Source organism: Psychrobacter sp. M4, from assembly GCF_055699795.1.
Genome location: NZ_CM146740.1, coordinates 1,853,510 through 1,866,564, shown reverse-complemented (window position 1 = coordinate 1,866,564; position 13,055 = coordinate 1,853,510). Strand labels below are relative to the sequence as shown.

General features: G+C 41.7%; 12 protein-coding genes. 5 read left to right on the top strand and 7 right to left on the bottom strand.

Translation table 11 applies throughout. The features are described 5' to 3' along the window. Positions 1 to 229 precede the first annotated feature (229 nt). Positions 230 to 1,645: a type I glutamate--ammonia ligase gene (gene glnA, locus ACR63N_RS07575; protein WP_472782724.1), complete on the top strand. Its 1,416-nt coding sequence runs from the start codon at positions 230 to 232 to the stop codon at positions 1,643 to 1,645. A 153-nt stretch (positions 1,646 to 1,798) separates the two neighbouring features. After that, positions 1,799 to 2,524 (top strand): DUF4124 domain-containing protein, encoded by a 726-nt coding sequence (locus ACR63N_RS07570; RefSeq protein WP_472781793.1) that lies wholly within the window; start codon positions 1,799 to 1,801, stop codon positions 2,522 to 2,524. A gap of 108 nt (positions 2,525 to 2,632) precedes the next feature. On the opposite strand, the gene ACR63N_RS07565 is transcribed toward ACR63N_RS07570, so the two are convergent. From ACR63N_RS07565 to ACR63N_RS07555, 3 genes are all read right to left on the bottom strand, one after another. Next, positions 2,633 to 3,223 carry a cytochrome b gene (locus ACR63N_RS07565; protein WP_472781792.1) on the bottom strand — a complete coding sequence of 197 codons (591 nt, stop codon included), beginning with the start codon at positions 3,221 to 3,223 and terminating at the stop codon, positions 2,633 to 2,635. A 247-nt stretch (positions 3,224 to 3,470) separates the two neighbouring features. Further along, entirely contained in the window at positions 3,471 to 4,478 is a 1,008-nt protein-coding gene (locus ACR63N_RS07560; protein ID WP_472781791.1) for a formylglycine-generating enzyme family protein, read from the bottom strand. 256 nt (positions 4,479 to 4,734) lie between these two features. Next, positions 4,735 to 6,156 carry an aspartate ammonia-lyase gene (locus ACR63N_RS07555; RefSeq protein ID WP_367104453.1) on the bottom strand — a complete coding sequence of 474 codons (1,422 nt, stop codon included), beginning with the start codon at positions 6,154 to 6,156 and terminating at the stop codon, positions 4,735 to 4,737. Between the two features lie 278 nt (positions 6,157 to 6,434). Here ACR63N_RS07555 and ACR63N_RS07550 point away from each other — a divergent pair, with 278 nt between their 5' ends. Beyond that, complete coding sequence (locus ACR63N_RS07550) at positions 6,435 to 7,034, top strand: class I SAM-dependent methyltransferase (RefSeq protein WP_472781790.1); 600 nt, start codon at positions 6,435 to 6,437, stop codon at positions 7,032 to 7,034. 198 nt (positions 7,035 to 7,232) lie between these two features. Here ACR63N_RS07550 and ACR63N_RS07545 read toward each other — a convergent pair whose 3' ends face one another. The 4 genes from ACR63N_RS07545 to pnuC form a co-directional block, all read right to left on the bottom strand. Next, complete coding sequence (locus ACR63N_RS07545) at positions 7,233 to 7,610, bottom strand: MliC family protein (protein ID WP_367106997.1); 378 nt, start codon at positions 7,608 to 7,610, stop codon at positions 7,233 to 7,235. Between the two features lie 173 nt (positions 7,611 to 7,783). After that, the gene (locus ACR63N_RS07540) at positions 7,784 to 8,737 is read right to left on the bottom strand and encodes a DMT family transporter (protein WP_472781789.1); all 954 of its coding nucleotides are present in this window, start codon (positions 8,735 to 8,737) and stop codon (positions 7,784 to 7,786) included. A 91-nt stretch (positions 8,738 to 8,828) separates the two neighbouring features. Further along, on the bottom strand, positions 8,829 to 9,431 hold the full coding sequence (locus tag ACR63N_RS07535) for an AAA family ATPase (protein WP_472781788.1): 603 nt from the start codon (positions 9,429 to 9,431) through the stop codon (positions 8,829 to 8,831). Further along, positions 9,382 to 10,095 carry a nicotinamide riboside transporter PnuC gene (gene pnuC, locus ACR63N_RS07530; RefSeq protein ID WP_367107000.1) on the bottom strand — a complete coding sequence of 238 codons (714 nt, stop codon included), beginning with the start codon at positions 10,093 to 10,095 and terminating at the stop codon, positions 9,382 to 9,384. The genes ACR63N_RS07535 and pnuC overlap by 50 nt, the downstream gene beginning before the upstream one ends. Positions 10,096 to 10,371: 276 nt before the next feature. On the opposite strand from pnuC, the gene ACR63N_RS07525 reads away from it, so the two are divergent. After that, a complete protein-coding gene (locus tag ACR63N_RS07525) occupies positions 10,372 to 11,517 on the top strand; it encodes a beta-ketoacyl-ACP synthase III (protein WP_367107001.1) in 1,146 nt (381 codons plus the stop codon). A 374-nt stretch (positions 11,518 to 11,891) separates the two neighbouring features. After that, positions 11,892 to 12,983 carry a peptide chain release factor 1 gene (gene prfA / locus ACR63N_RS07520; protein WP_472781787.1) on the top strand — a complete coding sequence of 364 codons (1,092 nt, stop codon included), beginning with the start codon at positions 11,892 to 11,894 and terminating at the stop codon, positions 12,981 to 12,983. Positions 12,984 to 13,055 lie beyond the last annotated feature (72 nt).

Here is a 13,055-nt window from a genome sequence, read left to right as displayed (position 1 = left end):
TTATAAACCAGTAAACCTACAGTGGTTTGGCATAACGTTTGCACTAGCTGATTAGTCCTAAATTACGTTTATAAATAATATATAGGTTGACGAGAGTTTTATAACAGTTAACTATTATGGGTCAGATATTGCTAAAATAGCCCCAATATTTAAATCAGTAGTACTATAAACAGCAGTACTAAAAGTGTAATGGCAACTATAAATTACAACAGTAGCAACCACAACGGAGATATTCATGTCGAATAAATTACTGGACCTTATCAAATCATCTGATGCCAAATGGGTTGATTTTCGCTTTACCGATACTCGCGGTAAAGAGCAACACATTAGCTTTCCGGCATCCACTATTGACGAAGAGGTGATGGAAGATGGCAAAATGTTTGACGGCTCATCCATTGCAGGCTGGAAAGGCATTGAAGCCTCTGATATGATCTTGCGTCCTGATCCAGAAACCGCCTTCTTAGACCCTTTCTTTGATGCAGTCACTGTCGTTGTTACCTGCGATATCATTGAACCATCTACGTTACAAGGCTACGATCGCGATCCACGCTCTATCGCTCGCCGTGCTGAGGAGTACCTAAAATCAACAGGTATTGGTGATACGGCTTATTTTGGTCCTGAGCCTGAATTTTTCATCTTTGATGATGTGAAATGGTCGATTGAGATGTCAGGAGTCAGCCACAAAATCACTGCCGAAGAAGCCGCGTGGTCAACCAACGAGAGTTATGAGTGGGGCAACATGGGCCATCGTCCACGTGTTAAAGGCGCTTATTTTCCAGTACCACCGATTGATAGCTCGCAAGATATGCGTTCAGTTATGTGTGAGCGTCTAGAAGAAATTATTGGCGAGGGCTGTATTGAGGTGCATCATCATGAAGTTGCGCCGTGCCAGTCGGAGATTGGGGTTGCCTTTAATACTTTAGTACGTAAAGCAGATGAAGTACAGCAGCTAAAATACGTTGTACATAACGTCGCCCATCAATTTGGTAAAACTGCGACCTTTATGCCAAAGCCTATCGTTGGTGATAACGGTTCAGGTATGCATGTACACATGTCTATCTCAAAAGACGGCGTCAATACCTTTTCAGGTGATGAGTATGCAGGCTTGTCTGAGACCGCACTATATTTCATTGGTGGTATCATCAAACATGCGCGCGCGTTGAATGCCATTACCAATCCTTCAACCAACAGTTACAGACGCTTAGTTCCGCATTATGAAGCGCCAATTAAGCTTGCTTATTCAGCTTCTAACCGCTCAGCGTCTATTCGTATTCCGCATGTTAGCAGTCCAAAAGCGGTTCGTGTTGAAGCGCGATTCCCTGATCCTGCGGCTAACCCTTATCTGACTTTTGCTGCACTATTAATGGCAGGTCTTGATGGCATTCAAAACAAGATGCATCCAGGTGAAGCTGCTGACAAAAACTTATATGACTTGCCACCAGAAGAAGAAGCTCAAATTCCAACCGTCGCTGAAAACTTGGAAATTGCTTTGCAAGCACTGCGAGACGATCATGAATTCTTGCTAAAGGGTGATGTGTTCACTAAAGAGATGTTAGAGGCATTTATTACGCTAAAAGAAGAAGAAGTACAGCGTGTTAATGTCACTGTACATCCTGTGGAGTTTGACTTGTACTATAGCTGCTAGTTTTTTATTAAACAGTTTGCTTATTAAACAACAAGTTAGCATCGTTCAAAATTCAAAACCAGTTAAGTGAGTCTTAGCTGGTTTTTTAGTCTTTGCGTTTTAAGTAATTGTGATAAAATGTTGACTAATAATAAATAATTAAGTTGACTGACTATGATCTCATCAATAAAAACGATTCGTTTAGATAAAGTTAATAACAAGCTAGTAGGGCTGTTGACTGGTCTGACTATAACCATAGCTAGTTTTTATGCACCTATGCTAAAGGCAGCGTCAATCTATAAAGTGGTTGATGAGCAAACTGGTCAAGTCACCTTTACCGACCGTCCACAAAGCTATGAGCAAGAGGCCGATAAGCAAGTGGTTCAAACCAATATTATGACAGGAAGTAACTCTATTGGTTCGAGTAATAATACCAGTAATCAATCTAGTAATGATCAACAAACCAACGTAAAAGCTACTACTGACAGCACTGAGAAAAACGGCCAAGTCAGCTATCAACTAACTATACTTGAACCAAGTGACTCGCGCGCCTATCACCGCCCTGCTCAAAGCATTGATGTTAATTTGCAACTACAGCCGGAACTGCAAGCGGGTGATAGTGTTAGTATTTATCTCAACGGCAATGAGATTGCCCGAGGGTTAAGTGCTTCTATTGCGACTGTAGATCTAGTTCCCGGGCAATATACCATTCAGGCAATAGTCAAAGATGAGAAAGGACAAGCTGTGCAGCAAGTCCAGCGCAAGGTATTTGTGATTCAGAACACTGTGTCAATGCGAAATAAAAGAAAAGCGGCTGCGCAGCTGCAAGCTTATCAAAACCTGCCATGGCATCAAAAGGTATTACTAAAACTGCGTCAAAATGATATAGCTAAGCCATAAAAACCCTATATAAGAAGAAAACCCACGATTTTTTGATCATGGGTTTTCCTTTGTCAATTAGAGACCATCATTGATTAAAGATTGTTAAAATGGATCGAGGTAGGAGGTTTAGTTACCGCCTGTGGTCATTTTGATAAGTGTCCGATCCTTTTTCACATAATGGTGATAGAGAGCCGCTAATATATGACCAACTACTAGCATCCAAGCCAACCATTTACCAAATACTTGCTTATGAAGAAAATCTAGCGGCGCTTCAAATTCCTCATAAGTGATACCCATGCCATCGCGAATGACAGACTGAAATAGAGTAGTAGATTCAAATTTTGGAATTACAAAGAGACTGAAAAATTCAGTATCCACACTAGCACCAAGATAACCTGTCAATGGCATAATAATTAGTACAGCATACAAAGCAATATGTCCGGCATGCGCTGCTAAATGCTCCATTTTAGTACCTGGTTCTTCATCAGGCTGAATGTTTCTCAAACGCCAAATGATACGCAGTATCACTAATACGCCTACTGATACCCCAAAAGATAAATGTAGCTGCAATGCTGTCCAATTAATTGGAGTATCATCTACTGTGAACCAGTGGCGAAAATAAACGCTGGCATAAGCCCCTAAAAACAATAACGCTACCCCCCAATATAACCACTTCGCTATAGTACCGTAGTTTGCACGGGTGTTCTTTAAACTCATTAAACCTCTCCAAAACTAATATAGGACCTAATCGATAGATAAATTACGAATGCCTAATAAAATTTCGGCAATATTATAGCATGTCTAATCTATAAGGGGTTTTGGTGAAGAAATATTTAACTATAAAATCTATTCTTATTAGCGATAAACTTATCTCAGTTTTTTATTTCAAAGTCTTAAGTAAAGACAAGTTAGTCTAGAGGTACCTATTTACAAGCGCTTGTCGTAGGCTTTTAGATTGGACATCCTAAACGCTATCGTCAATGGCACAGCGAAAACCAATATGGCGATGCCCACGTCCTGGGGCATTAGAGAAACCATTACGGTGGGTAGCAGTTAACGTGTCGGCGTCAGCATCGTAAATATAATCGCCGCCTCTAGTAACGCGCTCGCCCGTATGTTCAAATACCTCGCGTCCATCATCGGCATCATAAGGGTAGGGACGCTTGAGACTCGACGTCCACTCAGCCAGTGAGCCACTCATATCAAGCACGCTATAGGGAGAGGCTCCGTCTGATCGATTACCGACCGCGCTGGTTACCCCAGTACGTCCTGAGGTAAAAGCGCGGCTAGCATCGGGCGCAGTATTACCCCAAGGATACAGACGAGCGTCACGGCCACGGGCAGCAGCCTCCCATTCAGCCTCAGTAGGCAAGCGCGCGCCGCGCCACCTGCAGTAAGCTTGCGCTCCCGCCCAGGTGCTTTCGGTCACAGGATGATCTTCATAACCTTGACTAACGGTGAACGCACCATCGTGATAGCCGATACGAGCTTGCGGATCATCAAGGGCGATGATCGGATACAAACCACTACTGCGGTCTTCCTCCATCAGCAAAATAACGCTATCTGTAGGTAAATCTGCCCGCGTGGCCCTGCCAGCAGCAAAGGGTTTGGATACGTCTATATCTAGCGCATTTAGGTACTCACTAAAAGCGGCGTTAGTGACTTCGGTGCGATCTATTTTAAATGCAGGTAGTTGGACTGCATGCTCAGGCTGCTCATCTCTTGGCCCGTCGTCTCTACCAAGGGTATAAGTGTCCGCTGGGATAGCAATCATCTCATCCATAGCATAGGTGGATTGCGGGGCAAGTTCAGGCGTAAAGGGCGTGCTTTTAACTTGGTCAAAGGTGGGCGGCTGAGCACTGATTTCATTTGACAGGTTAGCTTGAGCCGAGCTATCAGGGGCGGTGCAAGCGCTAAGACTTATAAAAGCAATAAGCGAGAGTTTGCTGAGCGTTACAGGTTTATATCTCATTTTCTACTCCTAAATAAACGCTAACAGAGGCCCTAATAAGGCCACGGCTATATTTAGCATAGAATAAAATAGCTGAAATAAAAACACTAAAACAAAAATAATAAACTTGTTGATAGAAGAGTAAGTTTTACTAGGTTACTGTAGTGGTTAGAAAAGTCTGATCTTAATAGATCTGTATTTAGATCAGAATGAACATAACCAAAAGGCTGAACCAATAACTGCCAATTCAGCCTTTTTTTAAGCCAAGAAAAACCATTCAATCAGCCTTCGGATAAACCATATTCTCAGGTAATAGCAGGTTATCTAAAGTCGCTTTATCCATTAGTTTTTCTGCCAAAATAATATCATACACACTACCGCCAGTTTCTTGCGCTTTTTTTGCCACATAACTTGAGGACTCATAACCCAAATGCGGATTTAACGCTGTCACCAGACCAATATTGTTAAGAACTTGACCATTGCAGTAATCATCATTCATCTTGATACCATCGATACAGCGGGTGGCAAATATCTCACAAATATTGGTAAGCATGTTTATGCCAGTAAATAAATTAAAGGCGATCACCGGCTCAAACACATTAAGTTGCAGCTGTCCACTCTCAGCAGCCATGATAATGGTATGGTCGATACCCATAACATGAAAGCAAGCTTGGTTCACAACCTCTGGAATAACAGGATTCACTTTACCGGGCATAATGGAGCTACCCGGCTGCATCTCTGGCAAACAGTACTGAGCTAGACCTGCACGCGGGCCAGAGGATTCCAAGCGCAGATCATGAGCGATTTTGGATAAGCGCGCCGCTAGTAAACGCAAGTTACCAGACAAAACTACATAAGCACTGGTATCTTGGGAGGATTGAACCAAGTCCTCCGCGATGTAATAAGGTCTGCCAGTAAGCTTGTGTAAAGTTTGCGCGCAGAGCTGTGAATAGCCCGCTGGCGCATTCAAACCGGTACCAATCGCTGTACCTCCCATATTAATTTCATAAAATAGGTCGCGAGTAGCTTCGATACGATCCATCTCTTTTTTTATCATCGTCGCAAAGGCGTTGAATTCTTGCCCTGCGGTCATAGGCACCGCGTCTTGTAGATGAGTACGTCCCATTTTTAATTGATCAGCCAGCTCAATACTTTTATTGATAAAACTTTTATGTAGAATCTGCATTTTACTTAGCAGTAGAGCGCAGTACTCATCTAAGGCGACCTTCAATGCGGTTGGATAGGTATCATTGGTAGACTGTGATAGGTTGACATGATTGTTTGGATGCAGCTGCTCATAGTCACCTTTCTCATAGCCTAGAATCTCTAACGCTCGATTGGCAATGACCTCATTGACATTCATATTAGTTGAAGTACCAGCGCCGCCTTGAAACATATCGAGGATAAATTGCTCATGATGTTTGTCAGCGATTAATTCATCACAGGCAGCCACAATGACCCCTTTGATAGAGTCACTTAGCACACCCAGTTTATTATTGGTAATGGCTGCTGCTTTTTTAACGGTCGCAAACGCTCGAATAAAAGTAGAAAATTGACATAAGCGTACGCCGCTTACCGTAAAGTTCTCAGAAGCACGCAAGGTTTGGATGCCATAGTAAGCATCTATAGGAACATCTCGATAGCCAATCAAGTCATGTTCTTGACGAGGAGCGTTTTGTGGGTTATTGACGGTAGTCATGGCCAAAATCCTTTTATAAGACCTTGATTAAATACAATACATATACGCTGTAGTTTTTATAAAAAAAATGGTTAGTCATTACACCACAATCAATAACTAATGCGATATAGTTATAGTATATGCTGTTAACACTAGGCTTAATAGCATTTATAACCATATTTGGAGCGTTACAAAAGCAGTCAGATGATTGATTTATAGTGATGGCGTTGTATGATTTATCATATTTGTTTGTGCGATCTCGATAAGTAAAGCCTCAACCAAACCATAAGGAATACAAAATGTGGAACGAACGCTACAGCACAGTAGAATATATTTTTGGTACCGAGCCTAATGACTTTTTGAAAGAACAGTATCAGCATATACCCGTAGGCGGCCGTGTATTATGCTTGGCCGAAGGGGAGGGCAGGAACGCGGTATTTTTAGCTGAGCAAGGTTATGATGTGACGGCGATGGATTTATCTGAGGTGGGATTAAATAAAGCAGTGAAACTTGCTGGTGAGAGAGGTGTCAAGATTAAAACTCAAGTGGCAGATTTAGCGGACTATCAATTTGGTGCGCAAAAGTGGGACGCTATCATCTCTATTTGGGCGCATATGCCTGAAACTGTTCGTCAGTACGTTCATGCGCAGATTGGCCTAGCACTAAAACCAAATAGCGTATTTATTGTCGAGGCTTATACCGAACAGCAGCTTGCAATGGACGCTGTTGGCGGGCCACCTGCTACGCAAAAACAGCGCTTTAATTCACTAGTAAATTTGCGAGCAGAGCTATCCGAGCTTGAGGAGATTATTGGTGTTGAAAAACAACGTATGATTTCGGAGGGTACAGATCATCAAGGACTTAGCGCTGTGGTGCAGTTTGTTGGTCGTAAAAATTAAAATTTATAAAATTGTATTCGATGAACAGCTAAGCTTATAAAACTTAAAGAGCAAAGACAACCTAAGCTACCTTTGCTTTTTTATTCATTTAAGCCTAAGCACTTTGTGTTTAAGTAAAAAAAAAGCCAATCATTCAAACGACTGGCTCTTCAATTATTGTTGATTAACAATCCTAGCTTATTATATCAGTGCGGTGTTCTACAGCTGACAATTAACACTATATTCTTGACCATTTGCCATACGTACACTCATGATGCCGTAATCTGCTTTGGTTTGCCACTCATAGCTCATTTTAGGATCAGTCGTATTGGCGTAACGAGCGCCAGAACCTGATACCACTTGGGTAAGGATCATTTGCTGATTATTTAAACCAATTTTAGGAAGCGTAACATTCAAATCAGCAGCACTACCGTCAGGTGCATATCTAGCGGTAACTTTACCATTGTCGTTACAAGTAAAGTTACTAACCTGTTGATTAGTAGCCATCTGATTGCTGTTATTGTTGTTCATAAATGGATTGTTTGCACAAGCTGCTAGTAGTAAAAAAACAGGTGCAGTTGCTAATAATTTTTTCATAATGTTCCTCAATTATTTTTAATAAATAGATGGTTTGAAGCTTAAAAGCGTATCTTACAAGGATAACTATAAATCATCGTTGTAGATTAACATTAGTTTAGTAGCTAAAATGTTTCAAGGTATTATTTATAAACTGTATTATTTAGACAGCTTTTTAATAACTTTTAATCTGTTTAGTTGACGATTTTGACTTGAGTAGGAGATTTAGGGATATGCTTGTTTAAAACGAACACCAATACTGCGCCTAAAATTACCGTACTTGCTATGATAAAACGTAGTGTCAGCGCTTCAGATAAAAATAGCACGCCTGCAATAGCGGCCAATATTGGCACGCAAAATTGTACCACTGCAGCTTGAGTACTTTTTAGGAGCGGCATGGCGACGTACCAAATACTATAGCCGATGCCAGAGGTGATTGCGCCTGACACGCCAGCTAGTAGTATACCTTGTATATTGATATCTGCTAAGTAAGTTATTCCTGCTAGCAAAAGTAAGGGGAGAGCGACTAGGCTTCTGATGAAATTAAAACCTGTAGCTCGTAGCGGCGATACACAAGCTTTGCCGCGCACACTATAAATACCCCAAGCAATGCCACTTGTCATCATGATTATTGCTCCGAATAACGAGGGCACTGTCGCCGAAGGCAGCATCAGATAAATAAAACCTGCAAAGGCTACAACAAGAGCGGCCCATTGTATTAAGCTTAATTGCTCTTTTTGATAAATACCCCAACCAATCATTGTAAACTGTACCGCTGCGAACAGGATAAGTGCGCCTGTTCCGGTATCCAGCTCGACATAGGCAAGCGAGAAGCAAAGCGCATAAGCCACCAAGCTGAAACTACTAAGCCAACTGCCTTTATCACTTAAAATCTGCTCATTTGAAATTCGTTTGCTTAAGACAACAGGGACATCAGCATTGTTATTATTTTCGTCATCTTTGTTTTGGTTTTTTATGCGCTGTTCATGCAGAAACATAATAATAACTAAGCAGATAGCACCGCCAAGTAGACGAATGATAGTAAAATTCCAAGGATCAATATAGTTCTCGGACAATGCCATTCTACAAAGTAGGGAATTAGCGGCAAAGGCTATAAGAGCAATAATCGTGTAGATAGAGGCTTTCAAAAGTTATTCCTAGTAAGGCTTTAGCAATCGGTAGTACGATAGATAATAGCAGCTATATAATATAACTAAATAGCCTAAGCAAAGATATTATTCAATTTAGTGATTCTAGAATTTCAATTACTTGCCAGACTCTCTCTTGTCTAGTACCACCAATCTGCTTAAATTTTTTATTATGAACACTTAATTGACTCTCAAAATACGCACTTATCTCCCCACGTTGGTGCGGGCTATCCCGCAAGTCATCAGCAACCCATGGAATATCAACTTCGGTGAGTAAGATCAAATCATAATGATGCGCCAGCGCCGCTTCTTTTAAAGTATTAGGACAATCACCGTAATACCAGTTGGCATAAACCATCAACTCAAACAGGCTGGTATCACAGAATAGATATTTTTGTTGGTTAGAGTTTTGCAAGACTTGTGCTGTCTGTTTGGCTAAACGGTTTTCAAGCTTTATTTGACCTTCAGCAATAGGCAGTAAATCCTCCCATGTACAGGTTAGTTGCTTGTTATCCCACTTGGCTTGCAAATAAGTACGCATGTATTCTGGTACCCACAAACTGTCAAAATGTGCGGCCAAATCACGGCATAAAGTAGTTTTGCCTGTACTTTCTGCTCCTAGAATCGCAACTTTAAAAACGGATTTAGGCGTATGCTGCGTCAAATTGAATGCGGTAGCGTCGTTGCCATTCATAATAAGCCCATATTGCGATAAGAGTGAACACAACGTACTGTAGTGCAGTGAAGGTAAAACCTTTATAAAAATATAACGGTACTGAGATCGCATCAGCAACTATCCAAAGCAGCCAGTGTTCTATCTTGCGGCTTGCCATCAACCACATGGCTATCAAAAACAGCGCAGTAGTTAGCATATCGGTATAATCGACCCAAGTAAACAAATGCAGCCCAAGCACTACGCCATCAAAGCTAAAGTTATTGTTGATAACTGGACGGAAATAGTAAACCAAGGCTACAAAACCAACAGTAGCGATAGACAACAACGCCATCACTGGTATATCGTTTGCTGAGATGTGCTCAATACTAATCTCATCTTGCAGGCTAGTTTCGTTACTACTATCTTGCCCTTTATGTTTGTTTTTTGACCAATTAAACCAGCCATATAAACCCATCGCTGTATAATAAGCATTGATAAACATATCGCCAAACAGCTGCCACTTCCATAATAGATAAACGAAGATCGCTGTACTCACCAGTCCCACAGGGAATACCAGCACACTAAGCTTGCGGGCAAGCAATACACTGGCCACACCAAATATCACGGCAATAAGTTCAAGTCCGATAAATAGCATAGAGTAATCGGCATATTGTCCAAATAGCCAGTTAAAAGTCTCTGTCATTAGTATTCCTAACTGTTATTTTCGACGGTAACTAAAGAGGTTAAATTTTACTGATTATAGCGCAGGTAACATAAAAATAGTTTAGTCTCTATCAGTCAGTGACTCAGAGCGAATTATTTGTAACAAACTATTAGAAAAATAATAATATTCAGGCATAATAAAGGCATTGGTTTTAAGTTTACAGATATTCACTGAATTTAGATCCCTATTTAATTCTTATCCATCCTCCCTTATGCTTATTCATAAGCGCAACAGTAGTAGACAAGGAAGCTTATCATGACGACTTGTATTACCGGCACTGGCCTGTATATTCCCCCTTATAGTATTAGTAACGAAGAGCTGGTTGAATCCTTTAACCAGTATGTTGACAATTACAATGAAAAGCATGCCGACGAGATAGCTGGCGGTACTATCCCTGCACTTGAGCATTCATCGGCTGAATTCATCGAAAAAGTCTCCGGTATCAAATCACGTTATGTGATGGAAAAAGACGGCATCTTAGATCCGGAGATTATGGCTCCCGTCATCGCTTATCGTAATTTGGGCGAGGAGCTATCCGTCATGGCGGAGATGGGAGCTGCAGCGCTTAAAGACGCTCTAAAAGATGCTGGACTTGAAGCTAATGATTTGGACGGTATTATCCTTGCTTGTTCAAATTTTCAGCGCACTTATCCTGCCGTCGCTATTGAGATTCAAAAAGAGATCGGTATGGTCGGCGGTTATGCTTATGATATGAACGTCGCTTGTAGCGCGGCGACTTTTGGGCTATCACAAGCACATGGCTCTATCGTAACTGGCCTTGCTAAGCGCATTGCTGTGGTTAACGTTGAGATTACCTCGGCGCATCTGAACTGGCGTAATCGTGATAGCCACTTTATCTTCGGTGACGTGGCGACTGCCTGTATCGTTGAAGAATTGGATGAACCTAAAGGTTACGAGATTATAAATTCTAAGCTCTTTACTGAATTCTCAACCAATATCAAAAACGAATACGGCTTTATGGATCGCTCAGAGTTTTTGGCAGCCAATACCAAAATGTATCCCGATATCAAAGAGCCAGTAACCGACAAGCTGTTTTTGCAAAATGGCCGTAAAGTCTTTCGTGAGGTCTGCCCTAAGGTGTCCGAAATCATTATTGAGCACTTAAAAGAAAATGATTTGGAGACGAGTGAGGTCAAAATGATGTGGCTCCACCAAGCCAATGCCAATATGCTTGATCTCATCTTGCGTACGGTAATGGGTAAAGAGGCAGACAAAGCTATTGTACCAAGCGTTATTGACGAGTTTGCCAATACCAGCTCATCGAGTCCGATGGTGGTTTTTCATCGCTACAAAGATCAGCTTGAATCAGGTGATTTAGGTGTGATTTGCTCATTTGGTGCTGGTTATTCAATTGGATCGGTGCTGGTACGTAAAGTTTAAAAGTATTTATAAGTAACCAGTTAATCAAAAACTCAGTTAATTCAAAAAATAGCTAAGAGCAATCTTGGCTATTTTTTATGGCTTTATAATAGAACTGACACTATAGTCGATGCACTTTAAAAAGAATATAGTGTTACTGGGATGAATTTTGCGCAGCCTCTGTGAAATTCATGTAAACAGCCAGCAAGGAAAATTTATACCAGTAGCACAGTTAAATCCATATAATAGTTTTATTTTCAATTAACTATACGGTTTAGTATTATCCGGCATCGTTAGACGATATAAGCGTTAAGTTTACCTAGCAGTTTTAATTTCCATGCGAAAATTTGCTATAATTGCGTTCTTATTTTCCTTATCTAGATAAAAGTCCTTTTATGAAAGAATCCTTGCGCTTGCGCTTAGACCAAATGGTAGACCGTTATGAAGAGGTCACCGCATTGCTATCCGATCCTGATGTCATTAGCGATAATAATAAATTCCGTGAACTATCAGTTGAACACAGTGACTTGATGGATATCACTACTTTATGGCAAAACTACGTACAGGCCGAAACCGACCAAGCCGATGCCGAGCTCATGTTAGAAGATGCGTCAGATCCTGAGATGAAAGAGATGATGCAAGACGAGATTGACAGTGCTCAAGCGGCCATTGGCAATATGGAAGAAGAGCTGAACGTCATGATGCTGCCCAAAGATCCCAACGACAAAGTGCCAGCATTTTTGGAGATCAGAGCGGGTACCGGCGGTGATGAAGCGGCGATATTTTCAGGTGATCTGTTTCGTATGTATCAAAAGTACGCGCAGAATCAAGGCTGGACGATAGAGGTATTATCAGCTAATGAAGGCGAACATGGCGGTTATAAAGAGATCATCAGCCGTATATCCGGCAATAGCGTTTATGGTCGTTTGAAGTTTGAATCAGGGGCGCACCGTGTCCAGCGTGTGCCCGAAACCGAAAGCCAAGGCCGCGTGCACACCTCAGCCTGTACCGTTGCCGTCATGCCTGAGGTTGAGATTGATGATACCGTTGATCTCAACCCTGCTGATATCAAAATGGATACCTTTCGCTCAAGTGGCGCGGGTGGTCAGCACGTCAACACTACCGATTCTGCGGTACGTTTGACCCACATTCCAACGGGGACAGTAGTCGAGTGTCAACAAGAGCGTAGCCAGCATAAAAACCGTGATAAAGCGATGAAAATGCTGATCTCCAAAATTCAGCAAGCCAAAGTACAAGCGCAAGTCGATGTGGCAGACTCTATCCGCCGTGACCTAGTCGGTAGTGGCGATCGCAGTGAGCGTATCCGCACTTATAATTTCCCGCAAGGGCGCATGACCGATCACCGTATTAATCTAACCCTTTATAAGCTTGATTCCATCATGGAAGGTGATTTAGATGAGCTGCTAGATGCCTTGTTGCGTGAGCATCAAGCGGATCTGATGGCGAGTATTGGTGGTGAGGCTTAAGTAGCTGAATTTTAGCGTAGGCTGGGTTTTTAACCCAGCACTATAATTTATAAAGCTTTATAGTCGAGTTAA

Bases quoted from the DNA above. Each gene is read 5' to 3' on its own strand.
- ACR63N_RS07570 (WP_472781793.1), top strand. From the start codon at position 1,799: ATGATCTCATCAATAAAAACGATTCGTTTAGATAAAGTTAATAACAAG.
- ACR63N_RS07565 (WP_472781792.1), bottom strand. From the start codon at position 3,223: ATGAGTTTAAAGAACACCCGTGCAAACTACGGTACTATAGCGAAGTGG.
- ACR63N_RS07560 (WP_472781791.1), bottom strand. From the start codon at position 4,478: ATGAGATATAAACCTGTAACGCTCAGCAAACTCTCGCTTATTGCTTTT.
- ACR63N_RS07555 (WP_367104453.1), bottom strand. From the start codon at position 6,156: ATGACTACCGTCAATAACCCACAAAACGCTCCTCGTCAAGAACATGAC.
- ACR63N_RS07550 (WP_472781790.1), top strand. From the start codon at position 6,435: ATGTGGAACGAACGCTACAGCACAGTAGAATATATTTTTGGTACCGAG.
- ACR63N_RS07545 (WP_367106997.1), bottom strand. From the start codon at position 7,610: ATGAAAAAATTATTAGCAACTGCACCTGTTTTTTTACTACTAGCAGCT.
- ACR63N_RS07535 (WP_472781788.1), bottom strand. From the start codon at position 9,431: ATGAATGGCAACGACGCTACCGCATTCAATTTGACGCAGCATACGCCT.
- pnuC (WP_367107000.1), bottom strand. From the start codon at position 10,095: ATGACAGAGACTTTTAACTGGCTATTTGGACAATATGCCGATTACTCT.
- ACR63N_RS07525 (WP_367107001.1), top strand. From the start codon at position 10,372: ATGACGACTTGTATTACCGGCACTGGCCTGTATATTCCCCCTTATAGT.
- prfA (WP_472781787.1), top strand. From the start codon at position 11,892: ATGAAAGAATCCTTGCGCTTGCGCTTAGACCAAATGGTAGACCGTTAT.